The organism is Nocardia elegans NBRC 108235, from assembly GCF_001612845.1.
GTDB classification, from domain to species: Bacteria; Actinomycetota; Actinomycetes; order Mycobacteriales; family Mycobacteriaceae; genus Nocardia; species Nocardia nova.
In genome coordinates this window covers 81,121-100,379 of sequence record NZ_BDBF01000027.1, presented here as the reverse complement: position 1 = coordinate 100,379, position 19,259 = coordinate 81,121, and the positions used below count along the sequence as shown (strand labels likewise).

The 19,259-nt window shown below is 67.0% G+C and carries 20 protein-coding genes and 1 pseudogene; 15 read left to right on the top strand and 6 right to left on the bottom strand.

All coding sequences use genetic code 11. The features are described from left to right. Nucleotides 1-172 precede the first annotated feature (172 nt). The gene (locus NE2_RS20000) at nt 173-607 is read left to right on the top strand and encodes a hypothetical protein (RefSeq protein ID WP_063028305.1); all 435 of its coding nucleotides are present in this window, start codon (nt 173-175) and stop codon (nt 605-607) included. Between the two features lie 72 nt (nt 608-679). On the opposite strand, the gene NE2_RS19995 is transcribed toward NE2_RS20000, so the two are convergent. Continuing rightward, nucleotides 680-1,345, bottom strand: a complete 666-nt coding sequence (locus NE2_RS19995) for a maleylpyruvate isomerase family mycothiol-dependent enzyme (RefSeq protein ID WP_063028303.1) — start codon at nt 1,343-1,345, stop codon at nt 680-682. A 166-nt stretch (nt 1,346-1,511) separates the two neighbouring features. Next, on the bottom strand, nt 1,512-1,679 hold the full coding sequence (locus NE2_RS36320; RefSeq protein ID WP_167356756.1) for a hypothetical protein: 168 nt from the start codon (nt 1,677-1,679) through the stop codon (nt 1,512-1,514). A gap of 525 nt (nt 1,680-2,204) precedes the next feature. On the opposite strand from NE2_RS36320, the gene NE2_RS19990 reads away from it, so the two are divergent. The 6 genes from NE2_RS19990 (at nt 2,205) to NE2_RS19960 (ending at nt 7,014) form a co-directional block, all read left to right on the top strand. After that, nucleotides 2,205-2,924 carry a hypothetical protein gene (locus tag NE2_RS19990; protein WP_063028300.1) on the top strand — a complete coding sequence of 240 codons (720 nt, stop codon included), beginning with the start codon at nt 2,205-2,207 and terminating at the stop codon, nt 2,922-2,924. A gap of 281 nt (nt 2,925-3,205) precedes the next feature. Next, nucleotides 3,206-4,126, top strand: coding sequence for an NADP-dependent oxidoreductase (locus NE2_RS19980; RefSeq protein ID WP_063028296.1), 921 nt, complete (start codon nt 3,206-3,208; stop codon nt 4,124-4,126). 49 nt (nt 4,127-4,175) lie between these two features. Then, a complete protein-coding gene (locus tag NE2_RS36315; protein ID WP_063028294.1) occupies nt 4,176-4,562 on the top strand; it encodes a hypothetical protein in 387 nt (128 codons plus the stop codon). Continuing rightward, complete coding sequence (locus NE2_RS19970) at nt 4,559-5,185, top strand: TetR/AcrR family transcriptional regulator (RefSeq protein ID WP_063028292.1); 627 nt, start codon at nt 4,559-4,561, stop codon at nt 5,183-5,185. Before NE2_RS36315 ends, NE2_RS19970 begins: the two co-directional genes overlap by 4 nt. 235 nt (nt 5,186-5,420) lie before the next feature. Next, entirely contained in the window at nt 5,421-6,155 is a 735-nt protein-coding gene (locus NE2_RS19965; RefSeq protein WP_063028290.1) for an SDR family oxidoreductase, read from the top strand. Nucleotides 6,156-6,198: 43 nt separating this feature from the next. Continuing rightward, nucleotides 6,199-7,014 (top strand): methyltransferase domain-containing protein, encoded by an 816-nt coding sequence (locus tag NE2_RS19960; protein WP_063028288.1) that lies wholly within the window; start codon nt 6,199-6,201, stop codon nt 7,012-7,014. Between the two features lie 26 nt (nt 7,015-7,040). Here NE2_RS19960 and NE2_RS19955 read toward each other — a convergent pair whose 3' ends face one another. Then, a complete protein-coding gene (locus NE2_RS19955; protein ID WP_084494184.1) occupies nt 7,041-8,141 on the bottom strand; it encodes a TIGR03857 family LLM class F420-dependent oxidoreductase in 1,101 nt (366 codons plus the stop codon). A 408-nt stretch (nt 8,142-8,549) separates the two neighbouring features. Here NE2_RS19955 and NE2_RS19950 point away from each other — a divergent pair, with 408 nt between their 5' ends. The 4 genes from NE2_RS19950 to NE2_RS19935 are packed head-to-tail and all read left to right on the top strand — an operon-like array spanning nt 8,550 to nt 12,100. Continuing rightward, the gene (locus NE2_RS19950; protein ID WP_063028286.1) at nt 8,550-9,734 is read left to right on the top strand and encodes an acyl-CoA dehydrogenase family protein; all 1,185 of its coding nucleotides are present in this window, start codon (nt 8,550-8,552) and stop codon (nt 9,732-9,734) included. 48 nt (nt 9,735-9,782) lie between these two features. Beyond that, the gene (locus NE2_RS19945; RefSeq protein ID WP_063028284.1) at nt 9,783-10,688 is read left to right on the top strand and encodes a VOC family protein; all 906 of its coding nucleotides are present in this window, start codon (nt 9,783-9,785) and stop codon (nt 10,686-10,688) included. Nucleotides 10,689-10,694: 6 nt separating this feature from the next. Beyond that, complete coding sequence (locus NE2_RS19940; protein ID WP_373862261.1) at nt 10,695-11,837, top strand: 3-ketosteroid-9-alpha-monooxygenase, oxygenase component; 1,143 nt, start codon at nt 10,695-10,697, stop codon at nt 11,835-11,837. A 32-nt stretch (nt 11,838-11,869) separates the two neighbouring features. Then, nucleotides 11,870-12,100 carry a hypothetical protein gene (locus NE2_RS19935; RefSeq protein WP_063028371.1) on the top strand — a complete coding sequence of 77 codons (231 nt, stop codon included), beginning with the start codon at nt 11,870-11,872 and terminating at the stop codon, nt 12,098-12,100. A 123-nt stretch (nt 12,101-12,223) separates the two neighbouring features. Here NE2_RS19935 and NE2_RS19930 read toward each other — a convergent pair whose 3' ends face one another. Then, the gene (locus tag NE2_RS19930) at nt 12,224-13,006 is read right to left on the bottom strand and encodes an IclR family transcriptional regulator (protein ID WP_063028282.1); all 783 of its coding nucleotides are present in this window, start codon (nt 13,004-13,006) and stop codon (nt 12,224-12,226) included. A gap of 193 nt (nt 13,007-13,199) precedes the next feature. Between NE2_RS19930 and NE2_RS19925 the strand changes: the two genes are divergently transcribed. Further along, nucleotides 13,200-13,835: a TetR/AcrR family transcriptional regulator gene (locus NE2_RS19925; protein ID WP_084494174.1), complete on the top strand. Its 636-nt coding sequence runs from the start codon at nt 13,200-13,202 to the stop codon at nt 13,833-13,835. A 37-nt stretch (nt 13,836-13,872) separates the two neighbouring features. Here NE2_RS19925 and NE2_RS19920 read toward each other — a convergent pair whose 3' ends face one another. Next, nucleotides 13,873-14,739 (bottom strand): alpha/beta fold hydrolase, encoded by an 867-nt coding sequence (locus tag NE2_RS19920; RefSeq protein ID WP_063028280.1) that lies wholly within the window; start codon nt 14,737-14,739, stop codon nt 13,873-13,875. Between the two features lie 154 nt (nt 14,740-14,893). Here NE2_RS19920 and NE2_RS19915 point away from each other — a divergent pair, with 154 nt between their 5' ends. The 3 genes and pseudogenes from NE2_RS19915 to mhpA all read left to right on the top strand — a co-directional run bounded on the left by NE2_RS19915 (nt 14,894) and on the right by mhpA (nt 18,541). Further along, nucleotides 14,894-15,754, top strand: a complete 861-nt coding sequence (locus tag NE2_RS19915; protein WP_373862262.1) for an alpha/beta fold hydrolase — start codon at nt 14,894-14,896, stop codon at nt 15,752-15,754. After that, nucleotides 15,751-16,521: pseudogene (locus NE2_RS35085) on the top strand (VOC family protein); the annotation flags it as partial. The gene NE2_RS19915 and the pseudogene NE2_RS35085, both read left to right, overlap by 4 nt. A 256-nt stretch (nt 16,522-16,777) precedes the next feature. Beyond that, nucleotides 16,778-18,541, top strand: coding sequence for a bifunctional 3-(3-hydroxy-phenyl)propionate/3-hydroxycinnamic acid hydroxylase MhpA (gene mhpA, locus NE2_RS19910; RefSeq protein ID WP_063028276.1), 1,764 nt, complete (start codon nt 16,778-16,780; stop codon nt 18,539-18,541). Here the strand turns inward: mhpA and NE2_RS19905 are convergent. Beyond that, complete coding sequence (locus NE2_RS19905; protein ID WP_063028274.1) at nt 18,521-19,192, bottom strand: TetR/AcrR family transcriptional regulator; 672 nt, start codon at nt 19,190-19,192, stop codon at nt 18,521-18,523. The genes mhpA and NE2_RS19905 overlap by 21 nt on opposite strands. Nucleotides 19,193-19,259: the final 67 nt, after the last annotated feature.

Genomic DNA, 19,259 nt, shown 5'->3' with positions numbered 1-19,259 from the left:
TCCACGGCGCGTAGGGGTGGAGACCCGTCCGAAGGCGTTGGGCGGGATCGGTTCCGGGGGCCGGGGCGCCGCCGTGCATCCGAAGCGCTTGCCGAGACCGCTGTTTGACGATCCGGAAGCGGGTTATTTCCCAACTACACCAGTCCATCGATGTTGAGAATCGGTAGTAGCCATGATCGTATTCATCGGGTTGATCATTCTGTTCGCCGCGCTGGTCGTCGGAATCGCCGCAGCGTTGGCCAATTCCGGCGACACGCACGTGCTGGCGAGCGAATTCACCGTGTTCGGAGCCCATTTCACCCCTACTCAGAACGAACTGTTCGCCGCTGGTGCCGCGGTCGGTGCCGTCGGCATGCTCGGCCTGGGCATCGCCCTGAGCGGGGCGTTCTCCTCCGCGCGCCGGCATGCGGAGATACGCCGCGAACTGCGGCAATCGCGCCGCGAAATGACCGCCACTCGTCAGGATCTCGCGAAGACCCCGCCGGCGCAGCCGGTTGTCGCGAAGGCCGCGCCCGCGGAATCGGCGGCCACGCCGAAGCCGCGGCTGCGCAATCCCTTCACCCGGCGTGGAACCGGGATGTCGCGCAGCGCGCAACCTCAACCCTGATCGCCGCACCCCGTGACGAGGCCCGGAATACACTGAGCTACAGCGTATTCCGGGCCTCATCCCTGTCCGGACTCATGCGATGGTGTGATCGGTGGCCGTGCTCAGCCGATCGCGCAGAATGGCCGCCCCGGAACCGGAGAGGTCGTCGCAGTAGGTGATTCGGCCGGCCATCGCCATGGTCAGTGCGATCGTGCTGCCGGCGACCGGTGAACCGGTCCCGGCTGTGAAGGGGCCGTCGGTTGCCTCCAGCCGCAATCCCTCGATCCTGCTGCGGCTGGACACCGTGAAATTTCGTCCGGCGTAGAAGCGGGCGACCGCGGTGGCGGCGTCCACGGAGGGCGTGCCGGACAGTCCGAGGGGGCGGCGGATGTCCTGCGCGTGGACCACCACCTCACCGAGCCAGGCCGCGGTATGTCCCGACGGCGCGACGGTGCTGGTGGCGACCGCTCGAAACCGTGCCAGAGTTTCGGCGGGAGTCGCGCCCCGATGCTCGGCGAGTCGCCGATTGTTGTGCTCGTCGAAGTCGAACCGGGCGCCGAGCACACTCCGGAGCCAGCGAAACCGGCCGATGGTGGCCGTCGCGGTGAGGTGGGCGACGACCTCCTCCACCGTCCACTCCCCGCACAACGTCGGCCGGTCCCACTGCTGCTCGTCCAAGCCGGCGAGCTCTTCGGCCAGCGCTGCCCGTTCGGCCCGGACCATAGCCCAGATATCCTCGCGAGCGATCCTGTTCGACATCCACAACCTCCAGTCCGGGTGTGCCCGCGCCGCTGATCAACGGTGTCCCCGCAGGGCGGACGAGCGTTCCCACTACAGACGAAGGGGCGGAGGCGAATTCATCGGCTCGGCGGTTGCGACATCGGCGATGTGCGCCCGAACCGTCGACCACCTCGTCTCCGGCGCGTCACGAACGCTGCACGAACCTGAGGTAGAACGCGGCGAACACCAGCACGATCCCGATATTCACCAGCAGCCGTGCCCAGAAATGGTGTCTGAAGAACAGCACATCCACGCCGACCACGACGGCCACCAGTGCGAGCACGTAGACAACGACGGTCGCCTGCCTTCCCATGACCTCTTTCTACGCCGAGTAGCCGCCGTGGAAGAGGATTTCGAGCAAGGCGGCCCACGATCCGACCCGTCTGCTCGGCCGCCTGTCCCGTGCTCGGGTCGTGAGCGTAGCCCGTCGCGGTGAACCCGCTCGCGATCGATGGCAGCCTGACAGCTAATTTGACGCCTGTGTGGTGAAACCGGTCCCGGAGGGTGCGGGAGCGTTGCGGTTCGCGTTCCGATCGGACTCTGCCACGAATTTGCCGAGAATTCGTAGTCGACTGCGCCGCACGCTGGGATTCACTGTTTCGGGCGGCGAAATCGTCATTCGATCGACGCACGTGAATTCGCCGTTTCTCCACTGCCCGGTCCGGGTTGGAGCTTAAACTACCTCAGCCGCAACGTGCACAACCATGCGAGAGGGTCGGGAAAAACTCGAAGATAAACACCCGGGAGGTGTGAAATGCCGGAGACTGGTCATCGGCGCATGTCACGTCCATTGTTGATTGCGAGCATGTTGCCGCTTGCGGTCTTTTTAGGCACGGGAGTGGCCACGGCATCTCCCGGCGATCTCGTTCTCACCCCGGCCGACGCCGCGCAGGCGCCCGCTGTGCCGCCGCTGGCAGTGGACTGGCAAACGCTGGCGCACGATGTGCAGGGGATGATTCCCTTCCCGGTGCCGCTGCCCCTGCCGCCCGCCGACGGTCCTGTCGTCCAGGACAATTCGGCCGCCGCCCCGCAGAACGGACCCGGCGACGAAGGGTCGGCCCAGGCGGCGACGGCAGACGCGCCGTCCGTCGCCACCGCGGCCGCTGCCGTTACGGACGCGACACCCGTCGACACGGCGGCCCCGATCGCGGATGCGCTGCCCGTCGAGGACCAGCATCCGATCGAGACGTTCTGTGAACAGGTTCCCGCCGATCCCGATCGCTGTGCCGCCACGGTGGTCGACGCCGGAGTCGGTGCGGCCATCGGTGCCGGCATCGGCGCGGCGGTGTCCGCACCCCTCGCGATCCCCGCTGCGGCGCTCGGTGCGGCAGCCGGATTCGTCGTCGGTATCCCGTTCCTGCCGACCGGTCTGGTGGCCGGCCCGCTGATCGGCGCGGCCGTCGGCGCCGCGGTCGTCGCCGCGCCCGCTGCCGCGCTCGGTGGGGCGCTCGGTGCGGCGGTCGGCGCGATCGTCGGGCTCACCGCGCCGCTCCCGCCGAAAGCCGCTCCCACCGATGCGCCCATCCCCGCCGATGCATCCGGCCCCGCGGCGACATAGCGCACGGTCACCACGACGCCCGTATTCCCTCGCGGTCTTCGCGACTGCGAGGGGATAGGGATGTCGTCAGCCGGAAGGCCACACGTCATGCCGGAGGTCATCGACGGACTCCGGAACCGGCCCGAAACCACCGATGGCACAGTGGATTCCGATGTGCTCGCGCATTTCGTCCCCGGCTTCCGGCGTCCGACGACGGTCGAGAGCATCCTCGGCTCGCCCTGGCCGAGCCGACCCGACAATCTGCCGCTGCCGACGGGGATGTCCCGGGAAAGGACTCCAGCATGCGAGCGATGACCGTGCGCGACCGTGATTCCGGTATCGCCGGGCTCACCTCGACCGATATGCCCTACCCGCACGCCGCGGAGAACGACGTCGTCGTGCGGGTGCACGCCGCCGGCTTCACGCCCGGCGAACTCGACTGGCCGACAACCTGGTCCGATCGTGCCGGCCGCGACCGGACACCCACCATCCCCGGACACGAGCTGGCCGGTGTCGTCGTCGAACTCGGCTACGGAACCACCGGTCTCACCGTCGGCCAGCGGGTATTCGGGCCGACCGACTGGGCGCGCAACGGATCGCTGGCCGAATACACCGCGGTGGAGGCCCGCAACCTCGCCCCGCTCGCGGCCGATATCGACTACATCGTGGCCGCCGCGCTGCCCATTTCCGGCCTGACCGCATGGCAGGGGTTGTTCGACCACGCCCACCTGACGACCGGCCGGACGGTCCTGATTCACGGCGCCGCAGGCGGTGTGGGCTCGATCGCGGTGCAACTCGCGCGCGAGGTGGGCGCGCACGTGATCGGCACCGGCCGAGCCGGCGACCGTGACCTCGTCCTCGGACTCGGCGCACAGGCCTTCCTCGATCTGGACAGCGACGACCTCCGGGACGCCGGTGCGGTGGATGTCGTCTTCGACGTCATCGGCGGCGCGATCCTCGAGCGCTCGACCGAACTGGTCCGTCCTGGTGGCACCCTCGTCACCATCGCCATGCCGCCGACGACGCAGCCCAGGGACGGGCGCGCCGTCTTCTTCGTCGTCGAACCCGACCGCGCGCGGCTGGCCGATCTCGCCCAGCGGGTGCGGTCGGGGCGGCTCGAGCCCATCGTCGGCTCCGTGCGACCCCTCGCCGACACGGCGTCCGCATTCGCTCGCCGCCATCGCACACCGGGCCGGACGATCATCCGGGTCGCCGACGAGTAGCAGGGGGCAGGGTTGACGTATTGACTGGCCGGTCATTAGTGTTGACTGCGTGGTCAATAAGTCACCCGCTGCGTCGATCGAGCTCGAGCGTCTCGGTGTGCTGGTGCGGGTCTATGTCGGGACAGCTCTGGCAACCGTTGCCGCCCTTGCGGTTCTGTCCGCGGTCGCCCCGTACGAGGCGCCGCGCGAGGCATGGGGGCACGCGGTGATCGTGGCGGTGTTCGCGGTGCTGCTACCGCTGCGCTTCCGGTCGGCACGTCGCGGCGGTATCGCCGCGCTGCGCGCCGTCGGCCTGATCGCGGCCGCGCTGTTCCTGGTGAACGTCGTCGAAGCGCTGCTGCCGCATTTCCTACCCGGATGGATGCGCGTGGAGATGCTGGGCATCGCGGTGCTGATGGCGCTGATGATCCTTCTGGTCGTGCGCGAGCGGATATGACGGGCCCGAATCAGCGCGCCCGGCAACGGCTCAGCGCCGAGGCCCGCCGCCTCCAGTTGGAGACCGCGGCCATCGAGATCGTCGGGCGCGACGGGCTCGCCGCGGCCACCGCCGACGAGATCGCCCGCACCGCCGGAGTGTCGAAAGGCTTGCTCTGGCACTACTTCACCGACTTCGACGACTTGATGGCACACGCCGCCCGGCGCGCGTTCACCGCACTCGAAGCGGTCGTCGCGGCCGACATCGACCTCGACGCCGATGTCGATGATCTGCTGCGCGCGGCGATCCGGCGCGCGGCGCAGCTGCCCGCCACGCACGGTGCCGAGCTGCGGACGATCCGCCAGATCGTGCTGAATCTGGGCGCATTCGGCGGCGGTGCCGCCCTGCGCGACCGGGAATACAGCGCCCTGTATGCCCGGCAAGCCGCACTCCTACGGCGCGGTCAGGACCATGGACAGCTGCGCGCGGACCTCGATCCGCGGCTGTTGGCGGTGACGTATCAGGGGATGGTCGACAGCATGCTCGATTATCTCGACACGAATCCGGATGTCGACCCCCTGACCTATGCCGACCATGTCGCGGATGTCCTCCTCGCCGGAATCACGCCGCCCGGAAAACGATGAGCCGTGGCGGCCGCGTCCTCGTCGGATCACGAGATGGCCGCAACTCGGCGGCGGCGTCGAAACCCTCCCCTCGGAGGACCCCGGCCGACGACCGCGCGTCGATAGTATTGCCGCGCTCGACTACGACGCCGCCACGGTGATCGCGCCCCGTCCACCGATGCCGGCAACACGCGGAAAAACCTGTCGCCCCGGGCAATCCGGGGCCTCCGAGTTCGAACCCAACCGTAGGAGCAGCATGAAAGTCTCCGTCATCGGCACCGGACTGATCGGCTCCCAGGTGATCCAGCGCCTCACCGCGGCGGGACACGAGGCGTCCGGGCACGCCCGCTCGACCGGCCTCGACCTGCTCACCGGGCAGGGCCTCGACGACGCGCTCAGCGGCGCCGAGGTCGTCGTGAACGTGACCAATTCACCGACCTTCGACGACGCGTCCATCGACTTCTTCCGCACCACGGTGACCAATCTGCTGGCCGCCGCGGAGGCGGCCGGTGTCGGGCATCTCGTGACGTTGTCCATCGTCGGTGTCGACCGTGTGCCGGCCCTGGCCTACTACCGGGCGAAAGCCCTGCAGGAGAATCTGGTCGAGGCGGGGCCGATTCCGTACTCGATCGTGCGCGCCACCCAATTCATGGAGTTCGTCGCACCGACGATGGACGCGACCACCGACGGCGACGCCGTGCACCTGCCCGCCACTCCGATCCAGCCCATCAGCTCCGCGGAGGTCGCCGCCGAGGTCGCGGAGGTGGCCGTCGGCGCACCACTGCGGGGCATTCGCAATATCGCGGGTCCGGATGTCTTCGCTCTCGACGAACTCGGCCGCATCACACTGGAAGCCACCGGCGACCACCGCCACGTTGTCACCGACAACGCCGCGGGCCTGTTCGCCGCGGTCGAAGGCGATGAGCTGACAGCGCCCCCGGACGCCCATCTGGCCCGCACCCACTACCGCGACTGGCTGCGCTCGCACTGACCGGACGCGCCTGCCGGTTGCGCAGGGCAGCGGTACCTTCGACATGGTGAATGCCGAGGTCTTCGAAAAGCACCGCGCGAACAACTATCTCCGTCGCCTCGCGGATTCGGATCTAGGCCGGCACTACAAGGCGATCGCGTTGGAGCAGCTGGACATACAACCGGGCCACACAGTTGTCGACCTCGGCTGCGGGCCCGGGGCGGACCTGCGTGGCTTCGTCGCGGCGACCGGTCCGGGCGGCCGGGTCGTCGGCGTCGACAGCGACGCTGCCGCCCTCACCGAGGCACGGTCGGACATTCGGGCGGGGGAACCGATCGAACTCGTCCACGGCGACATCCACGGTCTCGACCTTCCCGATGCCGTCGCCGACCGCGCACACACCGACCGGGTGCTGCAACACGTGGCGGACCCGGCACGGGTGCTTGCCGAGATCCGCCGGATTCTGCGGCCGAACGGCATCGCCGTGCTTGCCGAGCCGGACTGGGACACGCTGGTCATCGACCATCCCGACATCGACATCGCCCGTGCCTACACGCGTTTCGTCACCGATGTGGTGGTCCGCAACGGACAGATCGGCCGGCAGCTGCCCCGGCTCGCCGTCGGCTGTGGTTTTCACGTCGCGGACGTACTGCCTATCACCACGGTCTTCCGGGATGTCACCACCGCCGACCGAGTGCTCGGCTTCGAACGAGTCACCGATCGTGCCGTCGCCGCCGGATATTTCACCCGCGACGCGGCCGACACGTGGCTGACCCACCTCGCCACCGAACCGTTCTTCGCGGCCGCGACCCTGTTCGTCGTCGTCGCTGTGCCGAATACGGGCACGCCCGGCGTGATCGTGGGCGAAGGCCGGGCCTGAGGGGCGGTGCGGCGACCGGGCTGCCCTCACGTCCGGCCGGTGCGGTAGGCGTCGAGGATCGGCGCCAGTTCGTCCGGCGTGGCGCCGTGCAGGATGACTCGGTCTGCGCCGTAACCGAATTCGTCGCGGATGCGGCGGGCGCATTGTTCGGGGCTTCCGGTGGCGGCGGATGCGAGCCACTCGTCCGGAATCAGGCCGGCGATGTGTTCGATCTGTGTGGCGCCGGCCTTGCTGTCGATTCCGCCGGCGACCGATTGCACGACCGGGTCGGCACGAAAGCGTTGCAGCACAGCGGGATCCCAGTCATTGGTGCGAACCAGGAGGTCGCCGTAGCCCTGGAGGTAGGTCGCGAGGCGTGCCACGGTCTTCTTCAGGCGCAGTTCCTCGGGCAGGTGGTCGCCGACGGTGGCCAGGCAGGACCATACTCGCACCGTGGCGGGGTCCCGTCCGGCTCGTTCGGCAGCCGTTTCGACCGTGGTGACACACCGCTGCAGGGTCTGTGGCGTGAAGTAGGTGTGCAGGATGACGTCGTCGAAGACGCGGCCGCCGAGTTCGAGTGTGCGCGGTCCGAAGGCGACCAGTCCGAGCGGGATGTGTTCGCGAAAATCGCTGTCCAGGAACAGAACCGGGTATTTCCCGATCGGTCCGTCGTGGCCGATCACGGCCTCACCGCGCCACAGCCGTCTCATCACGCCGGCGAAATCCTCCAGTTGCGCGGTCGTCACCGCGGGAATGCCGAAGCCGGCATAGAGCGCGCCGATGCCGCGGCCGATGCCGAGGGTGAAGCGGCCTCCCGACAGGCGATGCATGGTGGTCGCCCACGAGCCGGTGATGAGCGGGTGGCGCGTGTTGTGATTGGTCGCCGCGGTGGCGATCCGCATGCGTGTGGTGACGGCGCATGCCGCACCGGTCAGCGAGGATGCTTCCTTGATATTCCATCGTTCCGAGATGAACGCGGTGCCCAGGCCGAGCTCCTCGCCTCGGCGGGCCTCCTGGATCAGCGCCGCGGGCCCCTCACCACCCGCTCCCGCGAGAAGATAGTAGCCGAGTTCCGAAAGCTGTTCGGGCACAGACGAATCGGCGTCGAGCTGCTCTGGTCGGCCGCTGCCCTCGGAGGGGTCGGTCATCTGCGAGTCCTTTCTCATTGCGGACCACTCGGCGGATGGTCGATCTCCTGCCGCACCACATGGGATCCGAGGAATCCGCTCGCGCCCATGACGAGCTTTCGGGTACTCAACGCTCGCCTCCGGCTTCGGTCACCGGCTCTCCGATCACAGGGCCTGTTCGCCACGACGTGTCGGAACCGCGGCACCCGGGAAGGGATGTGGCTTGCGGACTCACCGAAAATAGACACGTGTCTTGTCAAGTGTCAACAGTCTGCGGCGGGCGAGGTGCGGAACTTCGGCGCAGTCATCCGCCCGTCGCTGCTACGCGAATCCGGTTGGGTCCGCGACCGGTCCCGGGCGGTGATCCGGTGTTCCGATGAGTAGGAGACTCACGTCACAAATGCGGGTTCAGCGGCCAAGCTGAGCTGTATGTCCAACACAGTGATCGGCAATATCGACAGAATCGCCGAGGAGATCCACAACGGGGCCGACGAGGGTGACTCGCTCGGCCGGCTGCCCGACGACATGGCCAAAGGGCTGAAGGACGCGGGCGTCATCCGGATGCTGCAGCGCAAGAAGTACAACGGCTACGAGGCGCACCCGCGCGAGTTCGCCGAGACGGTGATGAAGACCGCGAGCCTCTACGGTTCGGCGGGCTGGGTGGCCGGCATCGTCGGCGTGCATCCGTGGCAGCTCGCCTTCGCCGATCCCAAGGTGCAGGAGGAAGTTCTCGGCGCGGACACCGACACCTGGATGGCATCACCGTATATGCCCGGTGGTGTCGCGGTTCCTGCCGATGGCGGATATGTCATGAGCGGGCGCTGGCAGTTCTCCTCCGGCACCGATCACTGTGACTGGATCTTCCTGGGCGCCTTGGTCGGCGACGCGGACGGCAAACCGGTCATGCCGCCGCAGCCACTGCATGTGATCCTGCCCCGCTCGGACTACGAGATCGTGGCGGACTCGTGGGACGTGGTCGGGCTGCGGGGCACCGGCAGCAAGGACATCGTGGTGCGAGACGCCTTCATCCCCGATTACCGGGTGACGGACCAGGGCAAGGTCATCGACGGCAGTGCCGCCGCGGAATACGGCGTCACCGAGACCCTGTACAAGATGCCGTGGTCGACCATGTTCCCGCTGGGCATCACCTCGGCGACGATCGGCATCTGTGAGGGCGTGCTGGCCGCGGGCATCGACTATCAGCGAAATCGGGTGGGGGCCACCGGAACTCTGGTCAAGGACGACCCCTACGTCCTGCACGCGCTCGGCGAATCCGCGTCGGAGATCGATGCCGCCCGTCAGCAGCTGCTCGCCAACGTCGACCGCATCTGGGACCTCGTCGACGCGGGCAAGGAGATCGAATTCGCGATGCGCGCCGCAGTGCGCCGGGATCAGATCCGGTCGGCATGGCGGGCGGTCCGGGCCGCCGACGACATCTTCGACCGCGCCGGCGGCAACGCGCTGCGCATGGACAATGCGCTGCAACGGTTCTGGCGCGATGCCCACGCGGGGTTGCACCACGCCATCCACGTCACCAGCACGACCTATCACGCGTCGGCCATGGCCTCGCTGGGTGTGGAAGTACCGCAGGGTCCCCTGCGCGTGATGATCTGACCGAGCGAACCGAATGCGAGTTGTGTTCATGAGTGAAAGCGGTTGTCCATGAGTGAAATCAAGGGTCTCGGCTACGTCCGGGTGCTCGCCACGGATATGGATCGCTGGCGGGAGCTGGGCTTCGATGTGCTCGGCTTCGCACCGGGATTCGGGGACGAAAAGGACGCGCTGCATTTCCGGATGGACGAGCGTCCGTCGCGGATCACCGTCGAACGTTCCGATGTCGATCGGGTGAGCGCGGTCGGGTGGGAATTGCGGGACGGGCCGGCGCTGCGCCGGCTGGAAGCGACATTACGGGACGCCGGATACGAATACACGGCCATGTCACAGGAATTGGCCGACCGCCGCAAGGTCGAAGCCGGTATCCGCATGACCGACCCCGGTGGCACGCCGCTGGAGTTCTTCCACGGTCCGGTACTCGAGCACAGTCCGGTGGTCACCAAATACGCGCAGCGATTCGTCACCGGCGCACAGGGACTCGGTCACGTGGTGATGCCGACCGCCAACTTCGAGGAGTCCTACACCTTCTACACCGAGACGCTGGGCTTCCTGTCGCGCGGGGCATTCCGGATGCCCTCACCTCCCGGTGCCGGACCGCTGCGGATCAGGTTCCTCGGAGTGAATCAGCGCCACCACAGCCTGGCGATCATGCCTGCGCTGGAAGGCCGTGATCCCGGGTTGATTCACGTGATGGTCGAGGTCGATTCGCTCGATGCCGTCGGGCAGGCCCTCGACCAGGTGATGGCACGGGATTTCCCGGTGTCGTCGACACTCGGCCGCCACACCAACGACAAAATGGTGTCCTTCTACGTCGGGGTGCCCGGCGGCTGGGATATCGAATACGGCACCGCGGGCGAATTGGTCGACGAGTCCTTTTACACCGCCGAGGAGATCACCGCCGACAGCTATTGGGGACATGAATGGCTGTGGGCCAAGCAGATGAAACAGGCGTGAAAGGACATGGACATGACGACGACGCATGACGAGGTACGCCGGATCGAGGCCGGGGCAGTGCCCACGCGATTCGCCCGCGGCTGGCATTGTCTCGGGCTGATCAGGGACTTCGCCGATGGACGGCCGCATTCGATCCGGGCCTTCGGCACCAAGCTGGTGGTCTTCCGCGGTGAGGACGGCCGGGTCAACGTGCTCGACGCGTTCTGCCGGCATATGGGCGGCGACCTGTCCGACGGCGAGGTCAAGGGCAACGAGATCGCCTGCCCCTTCCACGACTGGCGCTGGGGCGGCAACGGGCGCTGCAAGCAGATCCCGTACGCCCGCCGGGTGCCGCCACTGGCGCGGACCAGGGCCTGGACAACGCTCGAGCAGGACGGCATGTTGTTCGTCTGGAACGATCCGGAGGGCAATCCGCCGCCGGAGGACGTCACCATCCCGCGGATCGCGGGCGCGGGCGCCGACAACTGGACCGACTGGCACTGGTACACCACGGTGGTCGACACGAATTGCCGCGAAATCATCGACAACGTGGTGGATATGGCGCATTTCTTCTACATCCACGGCTCCCTGCCGACCTTCTTCAAGAATGTCTTCGAGGGACCGGTGGCGACCCAGTACTTCGAAAGCGGCGCTCGCGCCGACCTACCCGGACCGGTGGGCCGGCCGCAACTGCTCGGCACCTCGTCGGTGGCCTCCTACTATGGGCCCTCGTTCATGATCGACGACCTCGTCTATCACTACGAACACGGTGACTACAAAACCGTGTTGCTCAACTGCCACTACCCGATCGACGAGAATTCTTTCGTCCTGCAGTACGGCATCATCGTCGAGAAGTCCGACACGCTGCCCGAGGATCAGGCGATGGCCACTGCCGTCGCGCTCGGCGACTGGGTCAAGCTCGGCTTCGAGCAGGACGTCGCGATCTGGAAGAGCAAGGCGCGCATCGACAATCCGCTGCTCTGCGAGGAAGACGGCCCGGTATATCAGCTGCGCCGCTGGTATCAGCAGTTCTACGTCGATGTCGCCGATGTCGCTCCCGAAATGGTCGACAGGTTCGAATTCGAACTCGACACCACGCGACCGCTGGCCGGCTGGGAGGAGCAGGTCCGCGAGAACATCGCCCGCAAAGCGGCGGAGGCGACTTCGTGACGCCGATCGACGAACGCATTCGGGAGGTGCCGATGGCGCCGGTCGAGTGCCGGCAGTGCGGTGCGCGCGTGCTCGCTCGGAAAAGCAGTTGGGCGCAGACGAGCATTCAATGGGACGCGGAGTCGAGCGCGGCGTGCGTGGAACGTCATGCCGCGGACGCACTCTCGGGCGAGGCGATGCGGCACTGCTCGCAACTTCGCGAATCCATCAGAGCCGCTGCGGAATCCGGAGAACTGCGCGTACTCGACAGCGCGGTGAGCTGAGCGCGGAGGCAATGGGCCCCTGCCGTCATCCGACGGCAGGGGCCCGTTCTGCTGCGCGTGTCCGAAGCTGCGATGCTCTGCGATCCCGCGGGAGGACGCATCGCTCCATCGGCGCGGCGACCGTCAGACGCGCACCGCCCGCGGCTCGATGCGGCGCGAGGCCGAGGCCGCGCGCCGAATCTCGTTCGCCGCGAGGCGCACTTCCGATACGACCGCCGTGGTTGTGATCGAGCGCGTCGGACCGCACAGGGACACCGCCATGCGACCGCGGTCCACGTCGATGTCCAGCGCGGCCGCCACCACAGTGACTCCCAATGCGCAGCCCTGCGAGTCCACGGCGACCCCGCTGCGATCGCGGACCTTCTCCAACTCGCGTTCCAGTTGCCGGCGAGTCCGCACGCTGTAGCAGGTGGGGGCGATGGCGAACGGGAGCTCGGGCCACTGCTCCGGATCCATCGCCGCGAGCAGCGCATGACCGGCCGCGGTGAGTTCGACGGGCTGGCGTGCGCCGACCGCCCACTGCCGTCCCGGTATCGGCCAGGCTCCGACCCGATGGAGATGCAGGATTTCCGCGCCGGACAGCAGGCTCAGATGCGCGGTCAGACCCGTGCGCCGGTGCAATCCGGTCATGACGGCCGTCGCCACGTCGTTGAGGCTGCGCTGGCGCACCACCTGCGACCCGAACTCGAACATCCTTATGCCCAGGACATATTCGAAGCCGTGGCGTTCCACCCAGCCGAGTTCCACGAGCCGCTGCAGGATTCGATGCGCGGACGAGCGAGGCAGTTGGGACCGGCGTGCGATATCGGCCAGCGTCATGGGCCGCTGCCCGACGAAGGCCTCCAGCAGGGACGCCACGCGATCGATCATCGCGTTGGGGGGTTGTTCGAGCTGCACCGTTGCCATCTGTTGCCTCCAACCGCCAGACATGGTCAGAATGTGACTACATGTCAGATTCTGACAGGTTTGAGTGTAGGGAGGGCGCAGATGGATGTAAAGCAGATCACACCGATCTGTTCGAACGGTTCGACGAATGGAAACGTGCCAGGCGATTTCCGGGCAGCGTTACTGTGGACTGCGATCAAGGAGGACAGAGGTCGTGAGCAAGTCGTCCAGGCCGACGCTGACCGAACGCCGCGCGGAGGAACTGCGTCTGGCCATCGCGAATACCGCGCGCGATATGTTCGTCGCCGACGGTGACACCTCCGCGACCGTGGAGCGCATCTGCGAGACGGTCGGCATCGCGCCGAGGACTTTCCACCGCCACTTCCCGGTGAAGGAAGACGTTATGGGGCCGCTGTTCCGGCGCAGCCAGGCGATCATCATCGACTTCCTGAAGAATGCGCCGGCCGACGCCGACGTCGCCGAAACACTGGCGCGCGCGTTCACCACCGAGGTCTACAAGCGCCGGACGCCCGAGTCCGACCGCAAATTCATGACGTTGATGATCCATACGCCGCAGTACCGCTTGCGCTGGCTGGAATGGGGCGAGCAACTCTGCGGACCGATCACGGAATTCCTTTCGGCGAGAGTCGAACTCGGTGACGATCCGTTTCTGCGCCGACTCCCGGCCGAGCTGATCGTGCACACCAGCCGCCAGGCCTACATCCAGTGGGTCGACCAGGAGGTCGGCGGCGATTTCTCCGAGGTGGAAGCCTTGCAGCTGCGCGGCATGAAGATGCTGCTCGTCGGTCTGCGGGCGGTGATGGGGCAGCCGTCGGCGCCGGTAGCGTAGTCGCACGCGTGCGGCGGAACCGGCGCCGGCACTGTGGCTAGCGGGCGAGGAACGCCGAGACGGTCGCCTCCCATGCCTGCTTCTGCTCGATCATCACCCAGTGCCCGCAGTTCGGGAAGATGTGCACCTCGCCGTGCGGCAGAGTCCGCATCGCGATCAACGACATGTCGACCGGGCTCACCCGGTCGTCACGCCCCCACGTGATCAGCGTCGGAACGGAGATCCGGCGCAAGTTCGCCCAGCCCGGTGTGACATCGGCGGCACGCGCCGCCTCCGCCATTCGCGCCAGCGCCGCACGTCCGTACATCCGCCGCGAATTCTCCAGGACGCCGGGTTCGGTGGCCTGCTGCCAGCGCTGTTCGATCAGCTCCTCGGTGAGCATGTTCCGGTCGTAGACCATCGAGCGCAGCCAGGCGACCAAGCTGTCGCGGGTCGGATTCTCGACGAACTCACTGAGCCGGATGATTCCTTCGCCCGGCTGCGGACCGAAGATCGTGGTGCCTATGCCGCCGATGGTCACCAGGCGCTCGACTCGCTGCGGCGCGGCGAGAGCGAATTCCGTTGCCACGAAACCGCCCATCGAGTTCCCGATGATCCGGACGGTCTCGAGTCCGAGCCCGTCCAGGAACGCGGTGACCGCCTGCTGCGCCGACATCATCGGATGTGCTGCGCCGAAGTCGTCGCTGACCCCGAATCCGGGGAACTCGAGCACGAGCGTGCGGTACCGCTGTGCGAATGTCGGCACGTTACCGCTGAAGTTGCGCCAGCCGGTGACACCGGGTCCGGACCCGTGCAGCATCAGCAGCGGCGGGCCCTCGCCGCTGTCGCGGTAGCGCAGGACGCCGTGTTCGGTGGGCAACTCCAGCAGTTCGGGGACGGCGTGGGCATCGACGGAGGTACTCATATGCCGAGCCTGCCATCGCCGCGACGGGGCACCGGCGACATTTCCCGGTCAGCGGTCGACTAATTCTGACATTTTCATCAGAAAGGCTTGACGCGGCCGCGCTCCGCAGTTGATGATTTCATCAACAAAGAGGTGTGGAGGTGTCGTGACGAGCATCGACGAGGGCGTCGGAACCGGGCGGACAGTGCCGGTCGGCGATCGGGAGATCTTCTTCAGTGAGGTCGGATCCGGCCCGGCTGTGGTTCTGTTGCACGGTGGTGGCGCCGGCGCGACCGGGTTGTCGAATTACTCCCGCAACATCGGCGCGCTGGCGCGAAAGTTCCGGGTGATCGTGCCGGACATGCCGGGTTACGGCCGGTCGTCCAAGCGGGTGGACCAGTCCGATCCGTTCGGTGACCTCGCCGGGGCGATCGGCGGGCTGCTGGACGAACTGAGCATCGGGTCCGCGCACCTGGTCGGCAACTCCTACGGTGGTGCGGCAGCCTTGCGGCTGGCGATGGATCGGCCCGAGAAGGTCGACAGGCTGATCCTGATGGGGCCCGGTGGCGTGGGCACGACGCGGGCGCTGCCCACAGCCGGGCTGCGGGAATTGTTGAGCTACTACACCGGCTCCGGTCCCAGCCGGGAGAAGCTCTCGACGTTCATTCGCGAGTATCTGGTCTACGACGGCAGTGCGGTGCCGGACGAGCTCATCGAGGCCCGCTACCGGGCCAGCCTCGACCCGGAAGTGATAGCGGACCCGCCGCTGCGCCGGCCCTCGGGACCGCTGGCGTTGCGCACGCTGTGGAGAATGGACTTCACGCGTGACTCGCGCCTGCGAAAGGTCGCTCATCCGACGCTGGTCGTGTGGGGGACCGGCGACAAGGTCAATCGGCCCGCCGGTGCGCGCATGCTGGCCGACGTCATGCCCAACTGCGATCTGTACCTGGCGGCTAATGTCGGCCACTGGGTGCAGTGGGAGCGTGCGGACCTGTTCAACACCCTGGCCACCGCCTTTCTCGAGGCGGACCGATGAGCGAGTTCCTCCGCCCGCGCACCGATGATTCGGTGTTCGGTGCGGTGCACCTGGGATACGTTGTCGTGCAATCGAATCGGCTGACCGATTGGCGGCGTTTCGGTGCCGATGCGATCGGGCTGCACGTCGACGATCTCGACAGCAATACCGTGCGTTTTCGCCTCGACGATCGCTCCTGCCGGTTCCTGATCCGGCGGGGCTCGGCCGAGGACGTCATCGCGTTGGGCTGGCAGGTCGACGATCACGAAACCTTCGACCGCATCGTCGCGCGGGTCACCGAGCGCGGGGTCCCGGTCATCGAGGCGACACCCGAGGAAGCGGCCCTGCGGGGCGTGGAGCGGTTGTGGCGCTTCGCCGGCCCGAAAGGCATCGCACAGGAAATCTTCACAACGCCGATTACCACTCCGGAGCCGGTGCGAATGATCAGCTCCGGCTGGGTGACGGGTGAGGCCGGACTCGGGCATGTGGCGATGATCTCGCGCGAACCGGAGGCGATGCGCGGCTACTACGAGACCGTCTTCGACTCTCGGTTGTCGGACTACATCGACGAGAACGTGTCCGGCCTGAAGATGAAGATCCGGTTCCTGCGGGTCAACGAGCGACACCACTCGATCGCCATCGCCAACGTGCGCGGTGTGAAGATCGATCCGATTCGAACCTCTGTGCAGCACATCAACATTCAGTCCGCGACGCTGGACGATATGCTCGCCGCTTTCGAGCGAGTCACCGCGCTCGGGTTCCGGATGCAATGGTCGGTCGGTCAGCACACCAACGACCGGGAGTTGTCGTTCTACTGCGTGACCCCCTCCGGTTTCGAGCTGGAGGTCGGCTGGAACCCGATCGTGGTCGGCCCGGAACTCGAATCCACCTGGGAGCCGACGACCTATCACGGCATCAGCATCTGGGGCCACACCCCGGTGGGAGAGACCGTCCTCGGCAAATTCGCCCAGTTCCGGCACAGGCGCTGCAGTCGATCGGAACTCCGGAGATCACCGTTCCCGAGCTCGCAGAAGGATTGTCACGATGAGCACCACCGACTACGACGTCGTGGTCGTCGGCCTGGGGCCGACCGGCCTGACCCTGGCCAATCTGCTCGGCCGTCGCGGGATCAGCGTTCTGGTGCTCGAACGCGAACCGGAATTCTACGGCCTGGCCCGAGCGGTCTATACCGACGACGAATGTATGCGGATCTTCCAAACCGCCGGTACCGCAGACGAACTCGCCGCGGATATGAACACCGACTCCGCCGTCCGATGGGTGCGCCGCGACGGACGTGTGCTCGTGCAGTTCAAACAGGTCCAGCGCCCGCTGGGCTGGCCGGTGGTCAACTTCCTGTACCAGCCCTATCTGGAGAACAGCCTCGAACGCGCCCTCGGCAGATACCCGCATGTGACGGTGCGCCGGGGCCGTGAGGTTGTCGATGTCGACCAGGGCACCCACGGTGTCGTCGTCGAGCACGTCGGATGCGGTGGCACCGGCTACGGTCAGCGCGAATCGGAAACCGATCCGAGCACCACCGAGCGAGTGCGTGCCGAGTTCCTGATCGGCTGCGACGGCGGGCGCAGTATCGTGCGCGCGAAGCTCGGAATCGACATGACCGGCACCAGTTTTCCGGAACGGTGGCTGGTGGTGGACCTGAAGGCGAAAGACGGAGTGGACGCCTTCCGGCACCTGCCGTACTTCGATTTCGTGTGTGACCCGGATCTGCCGATCGTGTCGTGTCCCCAGCCGGACGGGCATCACCGATTCGAGTTCATGCTCACCGAAGCGCAGACGCAACAGGAGATGGAGGACCCGGAAACAGTCCGCCGGCATATCGCCCGTTTCGTGCACCCGGACGAGGTCGAGGTGCTGCGCAAGCTTGTCTACACGTTCAACGCCGTGGTCGCCGATCGCTGGCGCGTCGGGCGCATCCTGCTCGCCGGCGATGCCGCGCACATGACACCGCAGTTCGTCGGGCAGGGTATGGGCTCAGGCGTGCGCGATGCGGACAACCTGGCCTGGAAGCTCACCGCGATCCTGAAACACGGCGCCGGCCACGACATTCTGAACAGCTACGAAACCGAACGCCGCCCGCACGCCGAGGCGATGATCGACTTCTCGGTCTTCAACAAAGCGCTGGTGTCGGTCGACAACCCACTGATCGCGGCGGCCCGCGACATCGCGATGACGGCCTCGCTGCGCACTCCTGGCCTCGGTGGCTGGATCCGCGCCGCCAAGATGAAGCCGCGTCCGCGGTTCCGCAGGGACGCATACCTCGGGCTGCCACGCCGGCGATTCGGGTGGCGCGGCGTAGAAGGAGCGTTGTCCCCGCAACCGGAGGTCCGCACCTACGACGGCCGTCACCAGCGTCTCGATGATGTACTCGGCCTGGGTTTCTCGGTGCTCGGTTACGGCGTCGACCCCCGTGTCGTGCTCGGTGCGGACGATGTGGCCGCGTTGCAGGCGCTGGGAACCCGGTTCGTGACCGTCTATCCCTTCGGCGGGCGGCCCCAGGGTGCCCCTGGCGACGGGCGCACGACCGGTGACGACCATGCCGATGTCGAAGACCACACCGGCGCGTTGATCCGATGGTTCGCCAGGGCCGGCGTCGGTTCCGGCGGGATGGTGCTGCTCCGCCCGGACCGCTTCGTCTTCGGAGCCGCGCCGGCCGGGCACGGAGGCGAATTGGTCGCCGAACTCACTGGGCAGCTCGGCGTTGACGTCAGGCGATCACCCGTTTCCACTGTCTCCCTTGCCCATTCGACGTCTCCCGCGAGCGGGAGGCTAGGCGAGGCCGGCCGCTGACGTATCGCGCGGGGAGGTATCGAGCGACGGCAGGGGACGCTGGACTATCTCGCGAGCGTCCTCGCGCGAGAGGCCCAACATGTGCAACAGATCTTCGGTCACCGAATCGGTGGCCTCGCCGTCGTCGCGGTCGGGTTGGTCGTGCAGCAGTCGCCCGAGGCAGATCGTGGCGCCCGCGACGATCGTCATGGCCAGTTCCGGATCCCGCACGTCGAATCGGCCTGCCTGAACGGCGGATTCGATATCGCGGCGAGCGCGGGGAGCCAGCCCCTTCGTCGAGCCGGCCAGATCGATCCCGTTGTTGATGAGGACCTTGCTCAGGGTCGGATTGCGCCGGTGCATACGGCCCGTCAGCCGAAAGCTCTGAGCGAACACCTGCGCCGGGTCGTCGAGGTCTTCGCAGAGCAGGTCGAGCAGTGCGCCGTGCCGGTCGAGCGCCTCCTCGACCGCTGCCCGGAACAGTTCCTCCCGGCTCTGGAAATGGTTGTAGAACGAGCCCATGCCGACGTCGGCGGCTTGGGTGATCTCGACGATCGGGACATTCACTTTTCCGTCCGCCATCAGCGATTGCGCGGCCGTCACGAGTGCGGCGCGGGTGCGTGCCTTGCGGCGCTCGAGCCGGTTCGGCTGGGCCCCGGTCTGTGCGGTCATCGCTGCATCACCTCTTCTCGCCTCCGTGCCCGTCATAGTAGCCGCTCTTGTCAATACTGACGAAATT